Below are 23,280 nucleotides of genomic sequence, written 5' to 3'. Positions count from 1 at the left end.
GGAGATGCTAGTGTGTGAAATGAAAGGGAGTAAGGTAAAGATAAGACTATTGAGGTATGAAGATGTGCTAGAAATGAAAAATTGGGGAAAGCATGATGATCCTTTATTTAAAGACTATAATTTTCCTAGTCTAAACGATGATGAGGTTCGCAGCTGGTATAACTATAGATCCTCAAGAAAAGATTCCAGATGTTTCTCAGTTTTTGATGAGGAAAATAGAATGATAGGCTACATAAATATAAGAAATATAAGAAAAATAATGAGGACTGCAAGGCTTGGGATAGTATTTGATCCTACTGTACTAAACAAAGGATATGGGTCTGATGCAATAATGACATTGCTGGATTATTTTTTTAATGATATGAAAATGAATACTTTATATCTAGATGTAGCTAAGTTCAATAAACGTGCTATAAGATGCTATGAAAAATGCGGATTTAGAGTTATACGTCAGTATCAGGCAAAGCACTCGGATCTTAAGGAAGAAACATATAATGACGAGAGTTATGTTTGGCGAGATGAATTTTTTTCTATCAGAAATAATATTATTTACTGTAGATATTACGAGATGAAGGTACAAAAAAAGATAATTTAAGTTTATCCCCATAATCATACCGAACACTTGTGCATATGTTTGTGGATATGTGGATAAATTTTAAAAATTTTAAAAAAATTGTGGATAAAAATAGATTCAGATGATCATCTGAATCTATTTTTATGTTAACTACATATTATTGGAAGATAAAAATCGCAAAAAAATCAGAAAAAGTTGTTGACAATGCTTGTCTCATCCTGTATCATATTAAGAGTAGTCCAAAAAAGACCCATTAGCTCAGTCGGCATAAGCAGAGAGCCCAAACATGTTTTTAGTTTGGTGCGGATCGCTTAGTTGCATAGGACAAGTTAGTATTACAGGATAGTGAATCCGAGAAGTAAATTAAATTTGACCCATTAGCTCAGTCGGCAGAGCACCTGACTTTTAATCAGGGTGTCCCGCGTTCGAATCGCGGATGGGTCACCATATTATGACCTAATCCGATTGTTTCGAATGCTTTTATCGAAAGAATCGATGGTAGGTCAAACGCAACGAGCACCAAATTTATGTGAGCGATAGCGAGCAAATAAATTTGAGTTGCGAGACTGCGAATAATGGCCCTATGGTCAAGCGGTTAAGACATCGCCCTTTCACGGCGGTAACCCGGGTTCGAATCCCGGTAGGGTCACCAACTTTAATCTAAGTTTATGATAGGAATGCATGTAAAGACTATGGGCGCATAGCTCAGCTGGGAGAGCACCTGCCTTACAAGCAGGGGGTCATAGGTTCGAGCCCTATTGCGCCCACCATTATGACCTAACTTGATTGTTTCGAGTGTTTTTATCGAAAGAATTGATGGCAGGTCAAACGCAACAAGCACCAACCCTATTGTAAGTTCATGATAGGAGTGTCCGTTAGGACCAAATTTGCACGACTGAAAAGGAGTGGACAAATTTGAGTTGCGAGACTGTGAAAAATTTTGGCCTGGTAGTTCAGTTGGTTAGAATGCCAGCCTGTCACGCTGGAGGTCGAGGGTTCGAGTCCCTTCCAGGTCGCCATGTATGCTGGTGTAGCTCAATTGGTAGAGCAACTGACTTGTAATCAGTAGGTTGAGGGTTCAAGTCCTTTCACCAGCTCCATTATAAAAGGGCTGTTTTGATTGAAAGAATCGGGACGGCTTTTTTCATGCCCAAAAAGCTTTACTTACTAGAATTCAGATGTTTAAGCATAAAAAAACAAGATGGAAACCATCTTGTTTTTTATATTTGAGGATATTATTTTTCATAAGCTTCCCATCTTAAGTCAGGTCCAAAAAACTTGAGGGGAGCAAATTTACCAAAGACTCTCGAAAAAGTTCTATTATCATATGTTTCAGCTAATTCCATAAGGGACAGGTTAGTAGATATAATAGTCTTATTTCTTCTAAAAAGTCTTGTATTGATGATATTAAATATTTCAGTATTAGTAAATGTGTTTGTAAGCTCAGTCCCAAGATCGTCAATTATCAAAAGGTCAGCATCAAACAATAGATTATAGTTATTATCATCAATATCCTGTTGTGAATTTTTTCTGAATCTATGTTCTTCAATTATTTCTAGAATTTTAAAGGATGTTTGATATATTACTATTTTTCCTCTATCTAGCAAAGCCTTTGCTATACAGTTACACATAAATGTTTTTCCTAGCCCTGTAGTACCATAAAAAAGTAGATTTTCCTCATTATCTTCATCAAAGTTAATACAGAAGCCCTCACATCTATTTAAAATGTTTAATATGTTTTCTCTAGGAGAAATCTGTTCTCCCTCAAAAGTTTCTGTTGAAAATATATTAATATCAAATGTTTTAAAGTTTTCTCTTTCAAGTGCATGCTGAACTCCAGACATTTTATATGCTCTATTTATCAATTCCTGTTTAAGGCAGTTGCATTTAGAACCGTTTTTTAAGAATCCAGTATCATTACAGCTATTGCAAGTATAATTAATGTCTAAGTATTCCAGTGGAATGTTATTTTCAGTCATAAGTATTGCCTTTTCTCTCTTCAGCTTCTCCATTTCAGTCTTTACTCTCTTCAAATTTTCTTCATATGACTGGGGACTTTGAAGCATGGCAGTGGCAATCAACAGGCCAGTTTTGGATATTTCCTCGTCTATTTCTTTTAGTCTTGGAATTTTTGAATACACTTCCTCCTGTCTAAGCTTCTGTTGGAATAGTGCTTTATCCCTTCTATTTTCATATTCTCTCAATATTTCCTGTATGTATGACTTATCCACAGTTATCACCCTCTTCTTTTTCTTGCAATTGCTTCTAACTCTTCAGGTGTATATCTTGCAGTTCTTTGCTCAGCAGTATGGAATCTGGTCTTAATCTTACCTGCACGTGGCGAAGCAGTGCCATTAGACTTTGGCTGAACAGAGATTTGCGGCTTATCTTTTTCCGCAATTTCCTCTACGGTTGATATTCCTTTTTCTCGCCACTTAAATAGTATACCATCTATATAGTTAACACTAGGATTTGCAGTTTTTTTAGTGTTTTCACAGGCCTTTAAAATAACCTCCATAGTAAACTTCCATTCATCAAACCATTTGTCTATTACTTTTATCTCTGCCTCACTTGGAATTCTGCTACTAAAACCAAGGGATTTCATTATCCTATCATAGCTGTAGAATCTTTCATCCTGAATTTTTGTGTGTTTTTCTAAAGCCTCGAGATTTGTTATGCCCATATCGTACCAGTTCCTTAATATACCTTCAATATAGTTAATATTCCTTTTACCTTTTTTCTCCACAGCATAAAAGAAAGCCTTAACCACTACTTCTGGATTCATATTAAAGTTATATAGCCATTCAAGAACTTTTCTTTTTTCATTCGGCACAAGCTGTCGCCTTACTATGTAGTCGATAGATGAAAACATCTCATTTATACTTGGAATTTTATTAGACTCAACTAAATCCTCCACAGTACAAGTATATGCTGGAGGATTACTGCTTCTTGCAGCATTTACCTGAGTTTTCAGCATATAGTTATTTTTTATATATAATTGTTTTAAATTTAGAAACTCAACCCTATAATCGTATTCATCTGTATCTTCCTTTTTATGCTTTATAATGATTCCTTTTTGCTCCCAAAAATCCCAAGACTTTAGTACATCTGACAAAGGGATATTCAAATGCCTAGATATACTTTCATTGTTTACACAGAGCTTATCATCATTATCCTTAGCATACTTATATCCTAATAAATATACTTTTACATATGTACCATTTGCCATTGGCATATAATCGTTTATAAAAATATTTTCTACGGGTGTATCGCCAAGATCCAAATCAGTGACTTCTAAAATAAAGGACATACATTTCACCTACCAATTAGCTTTTTCCTTTAATGATATTATATCATACCTTTGGTCATATTTCTTATTGTGTAAAATATATTAATAACATGGACAATGAAAAAAAGGAGGTAAAATAATGATAGATTTAATAAAAAGTATTGTATTAAAAATGTTTTTGCTCCTCCTAGTAGTAGCACTGCCAATAGCTACATATATTTTCATTGAAGATGATGTCCAATTAACATGGAATATAAACAATATAAAAGAAATGAATAAATATACAATTATTGCTGAATTTTTCCCAGAAAAGGAACGACTTGAAATAATAGAAAATGTGCAGTATATAAATAAAGCTAATAAAAGCATGGATAAGCTGTTTTTCCACTTTAATAGCACATTAAAGGCCAATGAAAAGCTGTGTCAGGATTTTGAAGAGGAATTAGCTACAAAAGAAGGAGGGATGTCTTATAAAATTGGAGAGATAGAAGCTATAAAGATTAGAAATAAAAAAGTTGATTTCAAAATAATAGGAAAAGATAAAAATTTATTAATGATTAGCTTAGACAAGGAGTTAGAGAAAGATGATAAAGTAATTATAGAAATAAAATACAGCATAATTGTTTCACACATGATCTCTACCACTAATGATGGAACAGTAAAATATATGCTAAGCAGCTGGTATCCTATTGCAGCACAGTACAATAATGGATGGGAGCTAGAGCCTACATATGGTAGTAACGAGTTAGGTGAAGGCACTAATTACTATTTTGTAGAGATAATAGTTCCAGAAGAATTTAAGGTAGAAACATCAGGAAGACTGGTTGAAAAAATTAAAAAAAAGCAAAATTATTTCTTTAAATTTCAAGATCAAGGCACTTTAGATTTTAACGTTAATATAATATCGACAAAAAAATAGATAATAATATGTATGTTTTGGTATAAAAGCGTTAGAATATGAAAAAAATAACAGAAATACTGGCTAAAGTAAAGGGTTGTCAAATGAAAAAAATGTGATATAATCTAACTGTACAATTACAATCCTGTTACAAATGGGTTACGACGATATTACAGGATAGAAGGGAGCTGGATAATGAAAAGCTCAAGTGAAAACGAGAATAAAAGTTTACTAAATGTCAAACTAGCAGATACTAAGAAGTTTATTATTGCAAAAGCTTCAAAGGTTAAGTCTGTTAATGTTGGTATAGTAAAAGAAAAATTTAAAGAGTTAAAAAAATTGAAGTTTAACAAGAACATTTTCAATACTAGAACGGGTATAATTGCAGTAGCTGCCATTCTCTTACTTACCTTTTCATTGATCCAATACAAAAAAGGTGTAGATCATGAAATTGCTACAAGAGCATTTAACGTTAAGCTTGGAGACATGGAAATCGGAGTTGTCAGAAATAAGCAAGTGGCAACAGACTTATACGATTCCATACATAAGAACCTAACGAAAGAACAGGGACTTGATGTAGTTATAAAGGAAAAGTTATTTTTTGAAGAAGTCCATGCAGAAGACGAAGAACTTGTAAACAAGTCTGCTTTAGAAAAGAAGATTAGGTCAAATATAACGTTTAATGTTGTTGCATATGCAATTAATATTAATGGCAAAGATTTTTCATATCTAGGGTCTGAGACACTTGCAAAGGAAGTACTTGAAGAAATAAAAGAACCCTATATGCAGATCGCAAAGCAAGAAGGCTCAAAGGTTGAAGAGATAAAAATAGTTGAAGATGTAAAAATAGTAAGAAGAGAAATACCTGCTTCAAAGGTTGATAGTTTTGATAAGGTTCTTGATATGCTTCAAAAGGGAACAGATGAAGAAAAGATACACGTAGTTGAAAAAGGCGAAAATTATTGGACAATAGCTAAAAAGTACAACATTAGCACAGATGACTTAGAAAAGGCAAATCCTAATAAAAATCCAGTACTAATACATCCAGGAGATGAATTGAGCCTAGTAGTGCCTAAACCTTTTTTAACAGTAGCAACATATGAGGAAAAAACTTATACTGAGGAAATAAAATTTGAAACTGAATATGAATATAGCGACAATATGTACAAGGATCAGCAGTCTGTAAAGAAAAAAGGTGTAGCTGGTAAAAGTGAAGTAGTAGCTAAGGTAGAAAAGCATAATGGAATAGAAATAGCTAAGGAGATAATTAAAGAGACTATATTATCTCAGCCAATTGCACAGATCATACTTAAGGGAACGAAAAATCCTCCTCCTAAACAGGGAACAGGAAGTTTTTCAATGCCAACCAGAGGAACTCTCTCATCTAAGTTTGGAGCTAGATGGGGTAGAACACATACGGGAATAGACCTTGCTGCTAGGACGGGTACTGCTATAAATGCTGCTGATGGAGGAACCGTAATATTTGCAGGAAAGAATGGTTCTTATGGTCTGGTAGTTGATATAGATCATGGTGGTGGATTTGTCACTAGGTATGCCCATTGCAGTAAGCTATATGTGAAAAAAGGAGATAAGGTATACAAAGGACAGCACATAGCTGCAGTAGGAAATACAGGCAATAGCACTGGATCTCATCTTCATTTTGAAGTCAGAAAAAATGGAGTAGCTCAGGATCCATATAAATATTTAGGAAAAGAATATTAAATAGGATATAGTTAAAGCCCACAGCTGTGGGCTTTTTATTTTTTTATTATTTGTTAGTGTTAATAGCTAAAATTAGCAGAACCAAAACTAAAACTATTATGAATTCATTAAATGAATCTGATGACGCTACCCTCTTCTCCTCCTTTGGCGGTAGCGGAGAAATGGGAAAGCGAGGAGGTCTGGACGGAGGAGTAGTTTTAGGTGACTCATTATCAGAAGACTTAAATAGTTTTCTTAAATCTATTATGCCTGCCCCTTGATTTTCTTGTTTATCCTTTAGGTCAGTACAGGAACTTACAAACATAGCCTTTATTTGGCTTGGGGATAAGTTGCCATACTTACTGCATATAAGAGCAGCAGAACCTGATACCAAAGGAGTAGCCATGGAAGTACCACTTGATGTAACATATCCATCGCTTGACTTATTAGATAAAGACATTATACTAACTCCTGGAGCTACTACATCAGGCTTTCTCAACCCTTCCTTTGTAGGACCACGGCTTGAAAAGTTTGCAATTATATCATCACTTGTATCAGGAGTTCTTTTGTCATCAACAGCTCCAACTGTGATTACATTAGGACTATTTCCAGGTGATAAAATGGTTTTAGTTGATGGGCCACTGTTTCCAGCCGCTACTATAACAGTAAGACCTGCTTTTGTTGCCGCTTCAACTGCTCTTACTAAAGGGTCTGAGTTTATGGAATTATTAGCTGGACTTCCCAATGAGAGATTTATTATTTTTGTCTTATACTGCTCTCTGGTTTTAACGACCCAGTCTATAGCTGATACTATATCTGAGGTATTTCCACTTCCAGCATCATCTAATGCTTTAACTGCTAGAATATTAGCATTAGGAGCCACACCCATGTATTTCCTGTTTGAAGAATAACCATTAGAAGCGATTATACCAGCTACATGGGTACCGTGACCATTATCGTCATATGGATTAGCTTTATCACCTACAAAATCTTTAAATCCAATAATTCTATTTTTAGGTCTTGTCAAATCATTATGAGGTGACACTCCTGTATCTATTACAGCTACAGTAACACCTTCTCCTGTCAGTCCTATTCCTCTGGGAAAGCTACCTCCTATAGAGGCGTTGGCAATGTCAAGCAAAGCAAATACCTTTGAATCGTAACTTATATATTCAACGTTGGGATCCCTAGACAGCTTATCTATTTCACCCATATTCATATTTAAGGCGATGGCATCAACTAAAGGAAGGCTCCTTTTTACTTTGCCCTCCATACTATGAGCCAAGCTATTAAGCTTATCTGTGTCGTTCTCTCTAACTCTGACTATAACAGGAAGTTCTTCATTTGACTGAGTTTGCAGTTTTGCACTTAAAACAGGGCATATTTTTGTGTTATTCATTCTTCTCATTATTTTCACCTTCCTATGCTTTAATCTATGCACTAGCTCCAAAAAGTGTTAATAAATATTATAAAATGCTCCATAAAATTTACATTTGTAGCCCTAACTATTCCTGAAAAAGTCATTAGAATATTTAATAGGGATAGTAATGTAGTGGGATTAGGAAGCGATTACCTTAGAATTGTAGGAATAAGCTATGTATTTACAGCTATTACCTTCGCCTTTAGCAGTGCTTTAAGATGTATAGGAAAGACTTTGCTTACTATGTTAGTCAGTATAGTAGCACTTCTTATCAATGCCTTATTAAATTATATGTTTATTTTTGGACATTTTGGAGCGCCAGAAATGGGTGTTAGGGGAGCAGCATTAGCTACTCTTATAGCAAGAGCAGTAGAGACTGTGGTATTGATAATTTATGTTTATATAGGTAAAGGAACACTGGCAGCTAGTATTAAAGAAATGCTTGATTTTGACAACTCATTTGTAATAAAATCGTTTAAAACTATAATACCTGTGGTTCTCAATGAAATATGTTGGGGCTGTTTTTCTAAAGCTGCCTGTATATTGGGTAGTAGCCCTTCTTACTACAGAGGAAATAGTAAAATGCTTTTTTGCAGTAAGAAGACTAATTTCGAACAACTGGATGAATAGAGTTATACATGATATAGAATAAAAACAAAAACTCAGCAAAGCATAGGCTATGTTGATTTTTTTTGCATATAGGTTGAAGATATCTAATATCATTTATAATAGGCATATGAATAAAATGGAGGAACAAGGTTGAAAAAGAAAACTAGGGATTGGCACTTCACTTAAGGGCATAGCAAACAAGCCATCTTGCGGTGGCTTCAAAAAATTGAATATATAGACAAAATTAAGGTTATTCAGTAGCTGACTTAATTCTGTAACCTTGGAATTTTGCTAATTGTATAGCCTGCTCTACAGTAATCTCGCGATTGACAGGAATAACGTCAGAGTTTCTGTAAAGTTCAGCATTGTATGGTTCATTTTTCTTCAACATGTTGTATAATGCTGTTAGAAGCATTCTTGCTATTGCAATGATTGCCTTCTTGTGACCACGACGCTTTCTTAAACGAAGGTAGCGGTTACGGATTTCTGGATGCTTTTCACTTTTAACCACAGAGTTGGCACATTGAACAAGAAGTGGTTTAATATAGCATCCAGCTTTGGAAACCCGGACAGATTTTTTCTTCCCTGCACTTTCATTGTTGGTAGGTGTAAGCCCTGCCCATGAACACAAGTGTTTCGCCGAAGGAAAAGCCTCCATATTAACACCAATCTCTGAAATGATTGTGATTGCAGAGAAGATGTTTTTAAAAGATGGAGCGGTTAGGATTAGGTCGAGTTCTTGTTGATAGGGGCTGGCGAGCACAAGAATCAGTTCTTCTAACTCTGATTTCCGGGATTCCAAATCTTCAAAGTGCTTCTTGATAATCTTTAATTTACCAGCCTGTTGCGGGGAGATATGCCCATCAACGGCGAGCTGTAATTCAGGAATTTTACCCTTCATAGAGCCGTGAATTAAAGGTTCAATATCGAATGAAGTATCTAGAGGATTTTCAAGAATCTTATTCAGAATCTTTTGAGCACTTTTACCAAAAGTGTCGGAGACAACGGAAGACAATTGAATGTTGGAAACCGTGAGACAGTTTTGAAGACGGTTCTTTTCACTGGACATAAAGCAGGTTAGTTTGTAACGATAGCGCATAAGGTCGCGTAGCTGGCGAATATCAGCAGGGGGCATAAAGCTACCGGCAACAAGATCATGCTTAAACAGGTCAGCAATCCATTTAGCATCTTTCTTGTCAGTTTTTTTACCACGAATAGCCTTAACGTATTTAGGATGTGCAAGCACAATAGAACAGTCTTTTTCCAAGACGTTGTACACGGGAATCCAGTATTTACCTGTAGATTCCATGCAGACATCCTTACAATTAGATTCAAGCAGCCATTGTAACAGCTCTTTCAGACCTTTGGTGTAGGTGGAAAAGCGATGGCTCTTGTAGGTGGTAACACCTTGTTTATCGGTGGAAGCGATGCAGGCTACAACAAAAGTTTTGTGAACATCAATTCCGCAGCAGATTTTGTACACGATTTTTAAAGCCATAGGGACTCCTTTCTGAACTAGAAAGTTCATAAGAATTATAGGGAGATACGGCATTGACTGAACGCCTGGCATTTAAACGAGATTGTTTAAACAAAGATAAGGTTACGTACTCTAAGGTACACTTATTTGTGCTTGAAAAGGCGTTCTACACATATAAAAATACGGTCATCTGACAAGTCAGACAGCCCACTCACCTCCCCGTGATTTGTAGTTTACCGAAATCCCTATGGGGTTAATTATAAAACAAATAACGCTCAAAAGCACTTTTTCATTACGTTTTGTGCCTTGAGCGAAGCGAAAGGAATGGCTATAAAGATGATTAAAAATAGGGTAAAGCTTAGTATAATAGTAAATATTATTTTTTTTGGCGTATTTGCCATTTTTGTATTTCATAGTAAAGCTAGTCCCGCTTTTTTAAATAAGGTAGATGATTTAGCTGAAGCAACTAATATAGTATCTAATGGATCTAGAGATAGAAAGGTTATAGCATTAACATTTGATGATGGGCCACATCCCATATATACTAATAAAATATTAGATATATTAAAGGAGTATAATGTGAAAGCAACCTTTTTCATTCTAGGGAAGCATGGAGAACTGTATCCAGAGCTATTAATCAGGCAAAATCAAGAAGGACATGAGATAGGTATTCATAGCTATAATCATATAAATATGAAAAAAGAGAAGAAGGAAGTAGTAGAAGAGGAGTTTAACAAAACCCAACAAATAATCTTTAGTAAAACTGGGAGAAAGGCTCAAGTATTCAGACCACCTTATGGTACCTATAACCAGACAGTATATGATATAGCAGTTAAAAACCAATGTAAAATAGTTTTATGGACATATTATCAAGATTCTAAAGATTGGAGCAATCCGGGAACAGATAAAATAGTTGAAACAGTAATATCCCAAGCAAGAAATGGAGATATTATTTTATTTCATGATCACAATGAAGCAAGTGAAAATCAAACAATTGAAGCCTTGAAGGAAATTATTCCAGATTTAATCAATAAAGGATATAAATTTGTTACAATTTCCGAGCTCCTAAAACAAGAGTAAACGTTACTGCTCAAATATACCAATGAACTTTACATAATGTTATGTTATAATAATGATGTTCCCTCATACATATGAATTGAAAAGGGGGAATATTATTATGAAGACTAAAATAGTAAGGGGTTATGTCCTTATATCAATATTATTAATGGCTGTACTAGCAACTACATTTGTATATCATTTTGAGTTATTACAGGTATCCTTCTATCCTATGGTAAAACATATTGAAAAAGCTAGGGTATTAAAATATACAGAGGATTTTAAAACTTTTGAAACGGAATATTTTATAATAAGATACGAAAAAGAAGATGAAGAATATGCAAAGTTAACAGGCAGCATAGCAGATAAATACTATGAGAGCATATGTGATATGTATAAATATTATCCGTCTTCCAAGAGTGATATAATAATTTATAGCAATGAAAAGGATTTTTTAGAAAACTTGAAATTTGATAAAGGGAATACACCTATAGGTGTATATTATAGTGGAACAATAAACATTTTGTCCCCTAAAATATGGATTAATGATACTGAAAATCTTAATGAAATATATGAGTTTAATGGTCCGGTAATTCACGAGTTTGCACATTTATTAATTGATGATATTACTAGAGGAAATTATCCAATGTGGCTGACAGAGGGGTTAGCTCTATATACTGAATACAAGACTACAGGGTTTGAGTGGCAGAACTATGATACTGTTGATTATAAAGTTACTTTAGATGATCTAGATAAAAGATTTGATGATATAAACCAAGCTCTTGCCTATAGAAAATCCTTTGAAGTAGTAAAGGGAATATCAGATGAATGGGGATTTGAAAAGCTGAGACATATGCTTGATATACTAGGTGAGGGCAGCAATATAAATCAATCAGCAAGAGCAGTACTAAAAACTAATCTCTTTGAACTCAAAAGTTTTGATTAAAATTTTTCAATTCATATGAAAATCATGAAACAAAAATATAAAGTCAACCGTCTAATAAGAGGTTGACTTTATGTTATAAAAATAAGGAGGATAGGGGCCTGCAATATTTAAGAATATTCTATCTTTTCTTACAAAATGTGTCAAGGGCCTAAAGTCCATATTTCTACTTTCTTTTGCATGACTTTATTATTATTTTTTATTATTAATGCCTGTTACAGAATCTGTAAGCAGGAAAAAATATTAGAATATAGAATATAAACAATTAGAATAATGTTTGATTTTAAGAGCATATAATTATAAAATTCAATATATGAGGTGTATATAATGAATAAGAGGATATTGATAGTGGAAGATGAAAAGCCTATAGCAGACATACTGAGCTTCAATCTGAAAAGGGAAGGATATGACGTAATTGTAGCTTATGATGGACAAGATGCTATAGATAAAACCTTTAGTGAAAATCCAGACTTGATTTTACTCGATGTCATGTTACCAAAAAAAGATGGTTTTCAAGTATTAAAAGAAATAAGACAGAAGCTTCAAATTCCTGTTCTGATGGTTACTGCAAAGGAAGAAGAAGTGGACAAGGTGCTGGGTCTAGAACTAGGGGCAGATGATTACATAACTAAGCCATTTAGTATGAGAGAACTAGTAGCTAGAGTAAAAGCAAATTTAAGAAGGACAGAGTTATCTAATCAGCTAACTGGTAGTGAAATCATAGACATAGGAGATTTAGTTATTGATATAAATAAGTACGAAGTAAGAAGAAATGACAAAGTAATTGATCTTACTCAGAGAGAGTATGAGCTTTTGAAATTTTTAGCTACAAGAGCAGAGCAGGTATTTACGAGAGAACAGCTATTGGAAGAAGTATGGGGCTATGAATATTACGGAGACATTAGAACGGTGGATGTTACTATAAGGAGATTAAGAGAAAAAGTAGAAGAAGAATCTGGAGACTATAAGTACATTCTCACTAAGCGAGGAGTTGGATACTACTTTAGGAGGGGCTAAAATAATGTTTAAAAGCATAAGGTGGAAGTTTATATTAGTGTATTTCCTCCTGGTTTTTATTGCAATGGTAATCGTTATGGCTTTCATCATAAGAAAGTTTGAGGATCATCATTTAAATCAGGCTACAAGAACTATGGAAGCTAGGGTTAGAAACCTGGTAAATATGTCTAATAATATATCGAAGAGTGATGACTGGGATTCAGTTAAAGAGGAAATTCAAACAGATGTAAAACGGCTACCTGTTTATGCAACTGAGATAATATATATTATAGATAATTCAAGCATTGCATCTATTATTGCAAGTAATTCCAGTAATGCTAAGATAATAGGACAGAGTGCCTTCAATCTTAACCAAATTCAGGCCGAGCTAATAATTGATGCAAAAAAATCTGGAGAAAAACAAGAGGGCTATAGCTCCATAGATAATGGTGCAAGTAGGGCAAAGCATTTAGCATACCCTATTTTAACAGATAACGGAAGTGTAAAAGGAATTATCTATATGACATCTGATATGACAGATATGTACAATACTTTAGAAGAATCGAAAGTGATTTTAATAAAAGCGACTGTTTTAGCACTAGTAATTACTGTATTAATAGGTTTTCTAATTGCTAGAAATATTACAGAGCCTATTAATGATGTAACAAAAAAGGCTGAGAGAATGGCCAAGGGTGATTTTGATCAAGTAGTTGAGGTCAAGTCAGATGATGAAATTGGTCAGCTTGCAAGTATGTTCAACTATTTAACTCTAAAGCTTAAAAGCACCTTAGCAGAAGTAAATAAGGAAAAAAGCAAGCTGGATACTATAATTACTCATATGGCTGATGGGGTAATTGCAGTCTCTCTAGATGGAGAGATTATACATGCCAACCCTATAGCCTTAGATATGCTCAAAGTGAAACCTGAAGAATTAGATAGAGTACGATATGATGAGATATTTGATGAGAAAAGTAACAGAATTACTCTCAATAGAATTACAAGTGAAGGAAAATGGCGGGGAAATAAAGTAATTGAAATTGATTCTAAAGTTTATAATGCAGAATATGCTCCTCTTATAGATGAACACCATAATATTGGTGGTATGATAATAGTATTTCAAGATATAACAAAGCAGCAAAAGCTTGAAAATATGAGAAAAGAGTTTGTTGCCAATGTATCACATGAGCTTAAAACACCTATTACTACAATTAAAAGCTATACAGAGACTTTGATGGATGGAGCCATTGAGGATAGGGATATTTCAATGAACTTTCTTTCAGTAGTGGATAGTGAATGTGACAGAATGGCAAGAATTGTACGAGATTTATTACAGCTTTCTGATTTAGATTATAAACAAACAAAATGGAACAAAAAATCCATAGATATCAATGAGCTATTAAAGAGCATTTACCTCAAGATTAAAATATCGGCAGAGGAGAAAGATCAAAAGATAGATTTAAATATAGAAGAAAATATTGGCAGTATTATAGCTGATAAAGATGGTATAGAGCAGGTTATACTAAATATAATTACAAATGCAATTAAATACACACCTGACAATGGAAATATAGAAATAGCAGCAAAAGTAAATAATGAAAAGGTAATTATAACAGTAAAGGATAATGGAATTGGAATCCCAAAGGAAGATATAAGCCGAATATTCGAAAGATTTTATAGGGTAGATAAAGCAAGGTCCAGAGAGATGGGCGGTACTGGATTAGGACTTTCTATTGCTAAGCAGATCATTGAAGCTCATAATGGTGAAATTAAAATAAATAGTGAGTACAATGTTGGAACTACGGTCGATATAATATTACCTTTAAAGTAAGCATATGTGTAATTCAAATTTAATTGCACTGTAATATGTTTGTAATAAAATTGGTATATAATGAAAATGTATCATTATGTAGTATGAGGAGGAATTATTATGTCTAGAAAACTCCTTACAATGGCCATAGTTTTGGTAGCTATTAGTATTACAAGCACTATTGCATATGCTGGTGGTGACAGTACAAACCCTAAACAGGCCACTAAGGTAGAATCGTCAAAAACTGAAAAAGAAGTCCAAATAAATGTGAATAGTGAAAATGGTATTCAAACAGAGGGAGATGTTGTTTTGATTACCATCAAAGGGAAAAAAGGTTCAAGTGTGACTTTAGAAGTCTACTTAAATTCTGATGTATCAATAAAGGAAGAGCTTAATACTATTGAGAGCCTTATTGAGACTGCAAAAGCTGAAGATTATAGTTTGATTTTGTCTGAAGATGTGGAATTAAATGATAATGGTGTATATCCAAAAGAAATAGAACTTAAAAAGGGCCTTTATAAAATTGTTGTTACAAAAAAAGATGGTAGTCTTTCTCAAAAAGACGTCAGATATATTCTTTGTAAAGGAATTGATGATGCTGCTAAAACTTTAGACGATGCTAAAAATGCTATTATATCTCCTGTTATAGATACTATAAAAAAACTGATTAGCAACAAATAATTATGTCATCTGTGGGGATGATATTATGATAAACAAAGAGAGAATAAAATCTTTTCTACTAGCCTTTTTAGTCCTTACAACGATTTATCTTATACAACAATTATGGGTTGAGTTTCCGGATGAATTATTTTCTTCCCTTGCATTTGGACAAGAATCAACTGATGTTAAAGAAAGTATGCTGTCAGATTTTATATTGCCTGAGAAATATACTATTAACTTTGGTGGAAATAATCGTGCTATTATGTATTTCGATGAAACACATGGTCTTTGGAATAAGGGCAAGGAAATACTTAAAGAAGCATTCCAATCAAAGAACATTAAAATTGAAGAAATGACTGATGAGGAATTTGAGGAGATCAGGAAAAAAAGAGCGATTGGCTTCTATTTTCCTAATGATATACATACTTTTATCTTTGGTAAAGTATTCGATGCAGATATTTCATCCTCAATTAATGAATCTATTAAAAAGATTAACAGTATATATATTTATTTAGATTCTCTTAGGGATAATTTTATTATAATTAGTGATGGAAAAAATTACATTAAGATTAGTGGAGTAGATTTTAACTTTGAAAATATTAAGGATGAAATTGATATCATTAGTAAAACTGACTATACAAGAGTACATACAGTTACCGATCTACTAGACCCTGATATCAAAAATAATACATATATCCCGCTTCAGGTGAAGTTTAACTTATCTCAGGTATATGTAAGGAAGGAAATAGATATCAGTAGTGAGTTAGAAGAAGACAACATAGCAGCGTTGTTTTTTAATAGAGACTTAGCTTATATAAGAAGAATTGAAGAAAATGATGGCTCGGTAATATATATTGATAGCCAGAGAACCTTGAAGATACATGAAAATGGCACTCTTGAATTTTTTAAGTCTATTGAAGCAAATGCAGAGACAGGAAATCTTTATATGAGTCTTAAAAATGCCATAGACTTCATTGATACTCATATGGGTTGGCCTGACGATACCTACCTCTATAAGGTGGATGAAATTGAATTTGAAAACAATAAGGGATATAGATTTACCTTTAAATATAAACTTGATGGATTAACGGTGATTTCAGATGAAAACCAAACACTAAGCTCTATAGAAATAGAAATGTTCAATAATCAGGTAAAATCATATAGAAGGCCAAGGCACATATGGAGGGAAATAGGGAAAGTAACGCCAAAAGGTAGCTATAAGAACATGTTGTCAGCCTACGATATAATTGTTAATAACTATAATTTTATTAAAATAAAATTCATAGAAAACAATAATATCAATGTAGACACAGTATCAGCTGATGAATTAGATAAGAATGTCAATTTAGCTATTAAGGATGCATGTTTGGCATACTATGATAACTCCGCGGAGGAAAACCAAGTTTTAAAGCCAGTTTGGATTATAAATGTAGCAGGTTTTAGCTATGTATTTGATGCCTACGATGGTTCTGAGGAAAACGGGGGGAATCCAAGGTAATTAACTTATTGGATGGTGAAATTAATATGGATTGGTCAAAGGCGAAAAATATTCTCATAATTGCCTTTATCATCACAAACATCTTTCTAGCTTATGTGCTGATAAATAGCAGAAATACTAATGTCCCTATAGTAGGAGACGATTTTATAAAAGATGTGAAAGCTTTTTTGCTAGAAAAGAATATCAAGGTAGCAGTAGATATACCTAAGGATATACCGTCTTTACCGCTATTTAGAATCAAATATGAAATATATAACCCCCAGGATATAGCTAATAGGTTTTTAGGCAAGAGATACACTACAGAAACCATTAAGGGAAATCCATATTCATATTTTATAAACGGGAATAAAAATGTTACAGTAAAAAATGGTAATGAAATAATCTATGAAAATACTGATACAAGTTTATTATATGACAATCTAACAACTAATAAAGCAGAAAATATAGCTAAGGGGTTTATTGAAGACAAAGGTTTTTCAGTTGATGACTATAAGCTAAGCATTATAAATCATGAAGATGGTGCATATTTCATTGAATATACTAAGATTATTGATGATTTTTACTTTGAGAAAAGCTATATGAGATTTATCATTAGTTCAACTGGAATAAATAGATTTGAGAGATATTGGATAGAATCAGCGGAATCAGATGACCCTATCACTATAACTATTATGTCTGCCCCTAGAGCTTTACTTAAGCTATTAGCTATGGAGGAAGCATATGATAAGACAATTGAGGAAATATCAATATGCTATTATCTTGATCCTCAAAAGCATATGGGGGCTAGTGACCCTGGTAATACAAAGGGTGGAAAGGCTACACCTGCTTGGAGAATCATATTTGATGATGGAACTAAAATATTTTTAGAAGATAATTAAATAAAATAAAGGATTTTGTAAAGATAAATAGAAGAAATACTATATTTCTTCTATTTTTTTTGATAAAATTGAAGTCAGAAAGAAGGTGGCATTTGTATGGAAAAGATAATAATTGAGGGCGGATATAAGCTTAATGGGACAGTTGGAGTCAGTGGATTCAAGAATGCTGCATTACCTATAATACCAGCAGCCTTGTTAGCAGGTGAAAGATGTGTAATTGAAAATCTTCCTAGAATAAAGGATATATTTTATATTTCAGATATTATGTCTGCAATTGGAGCAGATGTTGAATTCAATGAAAATGGAACTATGATTATAGATACAAGCAAGGTTAGCAAGTTTGTGGCACCTTATGATCTTGCAAGGAAAATTAGGGCATCCTATTATTTATTAGGGGCAGGCCTTAGCAGATTCAAAGAAGTTGAAGTTGCCTATCCTGGAGGCTGTGATATAGGAACTAGACCTATTGACCAGCACATAAAAGGATTTGAGGCACTTGGAGCAAAGGTAGATATAGAGCATGGGATAATAAAGTGCAAAGCAGACAAATTGATAGGTACTAAAATATATTTGGACGTAGTAAGTGTGGGAGCTACTATAAATATTATGATGGCAGCAGTATGTGCAGAAGGCAGAACCACAATAGAAAACGCAGCTAAAGAGCCTCATATTGTAGATGTAGCTAATTTTCTAAATTCTATGGGAGCAGATGTAAAGGGAGCAGGTACTGACGTAATCAAGATTGAAGGAGTAGAAAAACTACATGGCTGCACATACAGCGTCATACCTGATCAAATAGAGGCAGGTACTTACTTGATTGCAGCAGCGGCTACAGGAGGAGACGTTACAGTCAATAATGTAATACCAAAGCATTTAGAGTCAATAATAGCAAAGCTAAGAGAGACATCTGTTCAGATAATAGAATATGATGATTCAGTCAGAGTGATTTCAGATGGAAAATTGAATGGGGTAAATGTAAAAACTCTTCCCTATCCTGGCTTTCCAACAGACCTTCAACAGCCTATGGCAGCTGTTTTATCTATGGCAGAAGGCATCAGTATAATTACTGAAAGTATTTTTGAGTCCAGATTCAAATATATAGATGAATTAAAGAGAATGGGAGCTAATATTAAAGTTGATGGGAGAGTAGCTATAATAGATGGTATAGAGAGTTTAAGCGGTGCAAGAGTTAGGGCCACTGATTTAAGAGCAGGAGTAGCTCTTGTAGTTGCAGGACTCATTGCAAAAGGAAAGACGGAAATAGATAATGCATTTCATATTGATAGAGGATATCAAAACATAGAACAAAAGCTTTCAGGTCTAGGAGCTAAGATATATAGAGTTAATGAATAGCCGAGAAAACTCGGCTTTTTCCTTATACCTTTTTTTATGGTATAATTGTTTTATGCTTTATGATAGGATTGGATACAAAAAGTAATATCTGGAGGAAAGTATATGACCGTGAGATTTTGTTCGCTAGCAAGTGGAAGCAGTGGAAATTGCCAATATTTGGAGACAGATAGGGTTAAGTTATTGATAGATGCGGGTCTTAGCGGAAAAAGGATTCAAGAAGCACTTATTTCTATAGAAGTGGACCCAAGTACAATTAATGGAATATTAGTTACTCATGAGCATAAGGATCATATTCATGGTATAGGGATTTTATCAAGGAGATTTAACATACCAATATATACAAATGAGAAAACTTGGTCAAATATGAAGCCTGATATAGGAGAGGTAAAGGAAGAGCATATAATCATATTCGATACAGATAAATTTTTTGAAATACAGGGATTAAATATACATCCCTTTAAGGTGTCTCATGATGCTATTGAACCAGTGGGATACAGCTTTTATTATGGAAGCACTAAGATTAGCTTAGTAACAGATACTGGATACGTAAGCGAAGAGGTAAAGGAAAATATTAAAAATTCTCATCTATTATTAATAGAATCTAATCATGATGTTGAAATGCTTAAGGTAGGAAAATATCCTTGGTATCTTAAAAAAAGAATTCTAAGTGAGCACGGACATCTTTCTAACGATGATGCTGGAAAGCTTTTAGCAGAAGTATTATGTGGAAAAAATGAGTGTATACTATTAGGTCACTTAAGTAAGGAAAATAACTTTCCAGAATTAGCATACCAAACTGTGGCCAATATTCTTACTGAGAAAGGAATCAATGTAAATAAGGATATAAGCTTAGATCTAACTTATAGAGACAGACCATCTAAAGTCTATAATTTTTAACATTTTCGAATTAGACAGGTACAAATTTAGTTAGGCTTTCATTAATGATGTTGTAAAACACTTATTTTTTGCAAATACTATATATAATCCTTTGTTTTCATATATTAATTTGAGTTTGGAGTGATTAGATGTATGTAGTTTGTAATGATCATTTAGAAATTGCCATAGAGGAATTCGTAGAGACATATGAGCAGTCTCCGGATATTTATGAGCTTGACCAAGTAAGCTTTACTGACTGGACAAGTCCACATTCTTGCGAGTTTTGCGACAGACATCCAAAGTATCTAGTAGTATAAAAGACAATATAAATAAGACATTATAGGGAGGTAAATAATGAGGTTACTCTTAGTAAATGATGATGGAATTGATGCTATAGGTATTCAAGCATTGGCTAAGGAATTTGAAAAGGATTATGAACTAGTAATAGTTGCACCAGAAGGACAAAGAAGCGCTGCCAGTCATTCAATTACTCTTTCAAAGCCTATTTTAGTAAAAAAGCTAGATATCCCAGGCATCGAATCAAAGGCCTACAGTATATCTGGCTCCCCAGCAGATTGTGTGAGGGTTGCATTAGATAAACTGGTAGAAGAACCTGTAGATGTGGTACTATCAGGAATAAATTTAGGATTAAATATTGGAACGGATGTACTATACTCAGGTACAGTATCAGCGGCTATTGAGGGGAACTTGTATAAGATTCCATCCATGGCTTTTTCATGTGAGATGGGAAAAGAGCCTAATTGCTTCGAGACAGCTGCCAAACATGCCAAAAGTATATTTGAAAAAGTAAAAGAAGATTTGATTAAGAACAATATAGTTCTTAACGTAAATTTCCCATGCATAAAAGAAGAGGATATAAAAGGAATTAAGGTATGTAAAATAGGTGGAATTGTCTACGATTACTATTTTGTTGAAAATAAAAATGGTGAAGATGAAATAACATTAGCAATTGAAGGCAGACATAAAGAAGAAAAGGAAGAAGAAACAGACAGATTTTATTTGAAAGAAGGATATATAACTGTTACTCCTTTACACTATGACTTAACAAATTATGAATTAATGAAAAAAGTAAAGAATTGGCTATAAGCGTGTATTGGAGGTAAGGATGAAGATTCGTATCGTCTCTGTTGGAAGAATAAAAGAAAAGTTTATGCAAGATGGAATAAAGGAATATTCAAAACGGCTATCAAGATACTGTAATCTTGAGATTATAGAAGTAGAAGATGAAAAAGCTCCAGAGAATTTAAGCGATAAAGAAATGGAGCAGATTAAAAATAAAGAAGGAGAAAAGCTCCTATCAAAAATCCCTGCCAATTCATTTATAATATCTCTAGAAATTCAAGGCAAACAACTATCCTCGGAAGAACTCTCAGAAAAAATAGAATCCCTAATGGTAGAAGGAATAAACGACATAACCTTTATCATAGGGGGTTCCCTAGGTCTCTCAAAAGAAATATCCCAAAAAAGTAGCTTCAAACTATCCTTTTCCAAAATGACCTTCCCTCACCAGCTTATGAGGATGATTTTATTAGAACAAATATATAGAGGGTTTAGGATAATGAAGGGGGAACCGTACCACAAATGACGTAGACTTTTTAAAAACGAAACTAAATATCTGAATTCTATAACAGATATCTTAATGTTGAAAATAAGAAAAGTAGAAAACTCCTTCTTTGGAAGGAGTCATTTTACTGTGACAATTTATGAATTATTTGATATAGACCTAAGCTATCTAATTTAATAGGTCGATAACTATAGACTTGAATTACTGGGCTTTTAGCAATTTCCATAATCCCCTCAACACTTGTACATATAATTGGCTCATTAGAAAAATATACTCATACAATAAACTATTTATATAAAAAAATGTATTAGAATTAATAATGGAACACTAAGGTTAGTAGAGGAGGTTAAAATTTGCTTATTAATGCACTACTTTCGAGATAGAGCAAAATAGAGCAAATAAGTAAATACTAGATTACCGAGGGTGAATTTTGAAAATGCATATGAATACTTGGAGTATAAATATTCTAAAAGAGACCATAGAAAAGAAGACATAAGCGAACTAAATTTTGATGCCATCTTTTCTACAGAAAAATAGCATTACCCTCTTGACTCTTCCTTTGGGGAATCCTTTATACTAAGTTTAAACTTGATAATTTAGAAAAGAGGTCGAAACAAATGAACAACCTAATCAAAATCAAAGATGTATCAAGCAAATATGACATTACAGCCCGTACACTGCGTTATTATGAGGATATGGGATTGCTGTCCAGCACCCGAAGTGATGACTACGCATATAGAATGTACGACGAAAATGCTGTTAGGCGGCTTGAACAAATACTCATTTTACGTAAGCTGAATATTAGCATAAAAGACATTCAACGTGTTTTCAACACTCCCGGTTCCGATGTAGTTTTAGAAGTGCTGGGGAAAAAAGTACAGAGCATAGACGACGAGGTTGCGCTTTTGCATGAGTTGAAAGAAATCGTGCTGGATTTTATACGCGAAATCGAACAAGTGAACTTTGCAGACAACTCCGACATAAAACTGCTGTATAACAAGGCTAAAGAGATTGAAACACAGTTGATAAGCGTTGACTATATCGGCAAGCCCTCCAATGTAAACCGCTTGATTGAAATAGCGGAAAAATTAGATAAAAAAATTCCTGATATAATGGTTGTCAGGATACCGGAATTCAAAGCGGTAACGTGCGGCAACCAACCGTGGGGGGAAATGTTCAAAGAAGGAGGATATATGTACCAATTGTGGCAGTATTGTCATTTGTATAAGAGTGTGATTTTCGATTGTTTTGATTTCTTGCTGTCTAAAAATGACAAGGCTGAATGGATATGTGCCGTTAAAGATGGTGTTACAAATGTGGATGTAAGCCCTTTTAAATTATTCGATTTTCCGGGAGGCTTATACGCTATGGCAGTCAGTATTGACGAAGATAACGAGAGCATACATAAAGTGGAAGATAAAGTTCGCCGATGGATTGAAAGCACGAATTTTGAGCTTGACAAAGGCCGCAATGTTATGTTCAATATGCCTTATTTATATGAAGATGGAAGAGATATTGCCTATAAAGACATAGAAAAGGGACTTGGCTATAAACAAATGCAAAGATATTTTCCCATTAAGCTAAAGGAAGGAATATAAAAATACAAGGAATCTCCCATGTATTATTTAGGTAATTGCGAAATGCAAAGTATGACAGAACC

The 23,280-nt window shown here is 33.8% G+C and carries 21 protein-coding genes and 5 tRNA genes; 22 read left to right on the top strand and 4 right to left on the bottom strand.

Going from position 1 to position 23,280, the window contains the following annotated elements; translation table 11 throughout:
• Positions 1-19: 19 nt before the first annotated feature.
• From QO263_RS01980 to QO263_RS01955, 6 genes are all read left to right on the top strand, one after another.
• On the top strand, positions 20-595 hold the full coding sequence (locus QO263_RS01980) for a GNAT family N-acetyltransferase (protein ID WP_285629164.1): 576 nt from the start codon (positions 20-22) through the stop codon (positions 593-595).
• 350 nt (positions 596-945) lie between these two features.
• Positions 946-1,021 (top strand) — tRNA-Lys (locus QO263_RS01975).
• Between the two features lie 130 nt (positions 1,022-1,151).
• Positions 1,152-1,226, top strand: a tRNA-Glu gene (locus QO263_RS01970).
• Between the two features lie 42 nt (positions 1,227-1,268).
• Positions 1,269-1,344: transfer RNA gene (locus QO263_RS01965), tRNA-Val, on the top strand.
• A gap of 172 nt (positions 1,345-1,516) precedes the next feature.
• A tRNA-Asp gene (locus QO263_RS01960) sits at positions 1,517-1,593 on the top strand.
• A 5-nt stretch (positions 1,594-1,598) separates the two neighbouring features.
• Positions 1,599-1,674 (top strand) — tRNA-Thr (locus tag QO263_RS01955).
• Between the two features lie 135 nt (positions 1,675-1,809).
• Here QO263_RS01955 and QO263_RS01950 read toward each other — a convergent pair.
• Both QO263_RS01950 and QO263_RS01945 read right to left on the bottom strand, forming a co-directional pair.
• Entirely contained in the window at positions 1,810-2,805 is a 996-nt protein-coding gene (locus QO263_RS01950; protein WP_285625852.1) for an ATP-binding protein, read from the bottom strand.
• A gap of 5 nt (positions 2,806-2,810) precedes the next feature.
• A complete protein-coding gene (locus tag QO263_RS01945; protein ID WP_285625849.1) occupies positions 2,811-3,884 on the bottom strand; it encodes a DnaD domain protein in 1,074 nt (357 codons plus the stop codon).
• A 118-nt stretch (positions 3,885-4,002) separates the two neighbouring features.
• On the opposite strand from QO263_RS01945, the gene QO263_RS01940 reads away from it, so the two are divergent.
• Both QO263_RS01940 and QO263_RS01935 read left to right on the top strand, forming a co-directional pair.
• Complete coding sequence (locus QO263_RS01940; RefSeq protein ID WP_285625846.1) at positions 4,003-4,782, top strand: gluzincin family metallopeptidase; 780 nt, start codon at positions 4,003-4,005, stop codon at positions 4,780-4,782.
• 174 nt (positions 4,783-4,956) lie between these two features.
• Positions 4,957-6,483, top strand: a complete 1,527-nt coding sequence (locus QO263_RS01935; RefSeq protein WP_285625844.1) for a M23 family metallopeptidase — start codon at positions 4,957-4,959, stop codon at positions 6,481-6,483.
• A 46-nt stretch (positions 6,484-6,529) separates the two neighbouring features.
• On the opposite strand, the gene QO263_RS01930 is transcribed toward QO263_RS01935, so the two are convergent.
• Positions 6,530-7,870, bottom strand: a complete 1,341-nt coding sequence (locus QO263_RS01930; protein WP_285625841.1) for a S8 family peptidase — start codon at positions 7,868-7,870, stop codon at positions 6,530-6,532.
• 45 nt (positions 7,871-7,915) lie between these two features.
• Between QO263_RS01930 and QO263_RS01925 the strand changes: the two genes are divergently transcribed.
• Positions 7,916-8,512 carry an MATE family efflux transporter gene (locus tag QO263_RS01925; protein ID WP_285625838.1) on the top strand — a complete coding sequence of 199 codons (597 nt, stop codon included), beginning with the start codon at positions 7,916-7,918 and terminating at the stop codon, positions 8,510-8,512.
• A gap of 229 nt (positions 8,513-8,741) precedes the next feature.
• On the opposite strand, the gene QO263_RS01920 is transcribed toward QO263_RS01925, so the two are convergent.
• Positions 8,742-9,989, bottom strand: coding sequence for an IS110 family RNA-guided transposase (locus tag QO263_RS01920; RefSeq protein WP_285629162.1), 1,248 nt, complete (start codon positions 9,987-9,989; stop codon positions 8,742-8,744).
• Between the two features lie 303 nt (positions 9,990-10,292).
• Here QO263_RS01920 and QO263_RS01915 point away from each other — a divergent pair, with 303 nt between their 5' ends.
• The 13 genes from QO263_RS01915 (at position 10,293) to QO263_RS01855 (ending at position 23,218) form a co-directional block, all read left to right on the top strand.
• Positions 10,293-11,048 (top strand): polysaccharide deacetylase family protein, encoded by a 756-nt coding sequence (locus QO263_RS01915; protein ID WP_285625835.1) that lies wholly within the window; start codon positions 10,293-10,295, stop codon positions 11,046-11,048.
• Positions 11,049-11,145: 97 nt separating this feature from the next.
• Complete coding sequence (locus QO263_RS01910) at positions 11,146-11,970, top strand: peptidase MA family metallohydrolase (protein ID WP_285625832.1); 825 nt, start codon at positions 11,146-11,148, stop codon at positions 11,968-11,970.
• A gap of 324 nt (positions 11,971-12,294) precedes the next feature.
• Positions 12,295-12,984 carry a response regulator YycF gene (gene yycF / locus QO263_RS01905; RefSeq protein WP_285625829.1) on the top strand — a complete coding sequence of 230 codons (690 nt, stop codon included), beginning with the start codon at positions 12,295-12,297 and terminating at the stop codon, positions 12,982-12,984.
• Positions 12,985-12,988: 4 nt separating this feature from the next.
• Positions 12,989-14,791 carry a sensor histidine kinase gene (locus QO263_RS01900; RefSeq protein ID WP_285625827.1) on the top strand — a complete coding sequence of 601 codons (1,803 nt, stop codon included), beginning with the start codon at positions 12,989-12,991 and terminating at the stop codon, positions 14,789-14,791.
• A 99-nt stretch (positions 14,792-14,890) separates the two neighbouring features.
• Positions 14,891-15,451, top strand: coding sequence for a hypothetical protein (locus QO263_RS01895; RefSeq protein WP_285625824.1), 561 nt, complete (start codon positions 14,891-14,893; stop codon positions 15,449-15,451).
• Between the two features lie 25 nt (positions 15,452-15,476).
• Positions 15,477-16,928, top strand: coding sequence for a two-component system activity regulator YycH (gene yycH / locus QO263_RS01890; protein ID WP_285625822.1), 1,452 nt, complete (start codon positions 15,477-15,479; stop codon positions 16,926-16,928).
• 26 nt (positions 16,929-16,954) lie between these two features.
• On the top strand, positions 16,955-17,806 hold the full coding sequence (locus QO263_RS01885; protein ID WP_285625819.1) for a two-component system regulatory protein YycI: 852 nt from the start codon (positions 16,955-16,957) through the stop codon (positions 17,804-17,806).
• A 96-nt stretch (positions 17,807-17,902) separates the two neighbouring features.
• Complete coding sequence (murA, locus tag QO263_RS01880; protein WP_285625816.1) at positions 17,903-19,159, top strand: UDP-N-acetylglucosamine 1-carboxyvinyltransferase; 1,257 nt, start codon at positions 17,903-17,905, stop codon at positions 19,157-19,159.
• 108 nt (positions 19,160-19,267) lie between these two features.
• Entirely contained in the window at positions 19,268-20,056 is a 789-nt protein-coding gene (locus QO263_RS01875) for an MBL fold metallo-hydrolase (RefSeq protein ID WP_352169688.1), read from the top strand.
• A gap of 128 nt (positions 20,057-20,184) precedes the next feature.
• Entirely contained in the window at positions 20,185-20,352 is a 168-nt protein-coding gene (locus QO263_RS01870) for a CxxH/CxxC protein (protein ID WP_285625810.1), read from the top strand.
• Positions 20,353-20,389: 37 nt separating this feature from the next.
• Positions 20,390-21,142: a 5'/3'-nucleotidase SurE gene (gene surE, locus QO263_RS01865; RefSeq protein WP_285625808.1), complete on the top strand. Its 753-nt coding sequence runs from the start codon at positions 20,390-20,392 to the stop codon at positions 21,140-21,142.
• 19 nt (positions 21,143-21,161) lie between these two features.
• Positions 21,162-21,641 carry a 23S rRNA (pseudouridine(1915)-N(3))-methyltransferase RlmH gene (gene rlmH, locus QO263_RS01860; RefSeq protein WP_285625804.1) on the top strand — a complete coding sequence of 160 codons (480 nt, stop codon included), beginning with the start codon at positions 21,162-21,164 and terminating at the stop codon, positions 21,639-21,641.
• Between the two features lie 596 nt (positions 21,642-22,237).
• Entirely contained in the window at positions 22,238-23,218 is a 981-nt protein-coding gene (locus QO263_RS01855) for a helix-turn-helix domain-containing protein (RefSeq protein WP_285625801.1), read from the top strand.
• Positions 23,219-23,280: the final 62 nt, after the last annotated feature.

The sequence above is a fragment of the Proteiniborus sp. MB09-C3 genome (assembly GCF_030263895.1).
GTDB lineage: Bacteria > Bacillota > Clostridia > Tissierellales > Proteiniboraceae > Proteiniborus.
Note: the sequence above shows the minus strand (reverse complement) of the source record. Positions and strands in the feature narration are given on the sequence as shown.

Bases quoted from the DNA above. Each gene is read 5' to 3' on its own strand.
- QO263_RS01980 (WP_285629164.1), top strand. From the start codon at position 20: ATGAAAGGGAGTAAGGTAAAGATAAGACTATTGAGGTATGAAGATGTG.
- QO263_RS01945 (WP_285625849.1), bottom strand. From the start codon at position 3,884: ATGTCCTTTATTTTAGAAGTCACTGATTTGGATCTTGGCGATACACCC.
- QO263_RS01940 (WP_285625846.1), top strand. From the start codon at position 4,003: ATGATAGATTTAATAAAAAGTATTGTATTAAAAATGTTTTTGCTCCTC.
- QO263_RS01935 (WP_285625844.1), top strand. From the start codon at position 4,957: ATGAAAAGCTCAAGTGAAAACGAGAATAAAAGTTTACTAAATGTCAAA.
- QO263_RS01930 (WP_285625841.1), bottom strand. From the start codon at position 7,870: ATGAGAAGAATGAATAACACAAAAATATGCCCTGTTTTAAGTGCAAAA.
- QO263_RS01920 (WP_285629162.1), bottom strand. From the start codon at position 9,989: ATGGCTTTAAAAATCGTGTACAAAATCTGCTGCGGAATTGATGTTCAC.
- QO263_RS01915 (WP_285625835.1), top strand. From the start codon at position 10,293: ATGGCTATAAAGATGATTAAAAATAGGGTAAAGCTTAGTATAATAGTA.
- QO263_RS01910 (WP_285625832.1), top strand. From the start codon at position 11,146: ATGAAGACTAAAATAGTAAGGGGTTATGTCCTTATATCAATATTATTA.
- yycF (WP_285625829.1), top strand. From the start codon at position 12,295: ATGAATAAGAGGATATTGATAGTGGAAGATGAAAAGCCTATAGCAGAC.
- QO263_RS01900 (WP_285625827.1), top strand. From the start codon at position 12,989: ATGTTTAAAAGCATAAGGTGGAAGTTTATATTAGTGTATTTCCTCCTG.
- QO263_RS01895 (WP_285625824.1), top strand. From the start codon at position 14,891: ATGTCTAGAAAACTCCTTACAATGGCCATAGTTTTGGTAGCTATTAGT.
- yycH (WP_285625822.1), top strand. From the start codon at position 15,477: ATGATAAACAAAGAGAGAATAAAATCTTTTCTACTAGCCTTTTTAGTC.
- QO263_RS01885 (WP_285625819.1), top strand. From the start codon at position 16,955: ATGGATTGGTCAAAGGCGAAAAATATTCTCATAATTGCCTTTATCATC.
- murA (WP_285625816.1), top strand. From the start codon at position 17,903: ATGGAAAAGATAATAATTGAGGGCGGATATAAGCTTAATGGGACAGTT.
- QO263_RS01870 (WP_285625810.1), top strand. From the start codon at position 20,185: ATGTATGTAGTTTGTAATGATCATTTAGAAATTGCCATAGAGGAATTC.
- surE (WP_285625808.1), top strand. From the start codon at position 20,390: ATGAGGTTACTCTTAGTAAATGATGATGGAATTGATGCTATAGGTATT.
- rlmH (WP_285625804.1), top strand. From the start codon at position 21,162: ATGAAGATTCGTATCGTCTCTGTTGGAAGAATAAAAGAAAAGTTTATG.
- QO263_RS01855 (WP_285625801.1), top strand. From the start codon at position 22,238: ATGAACAACCTAATCAAAATCAAAGATGTATCAAGCAAATATGACATT.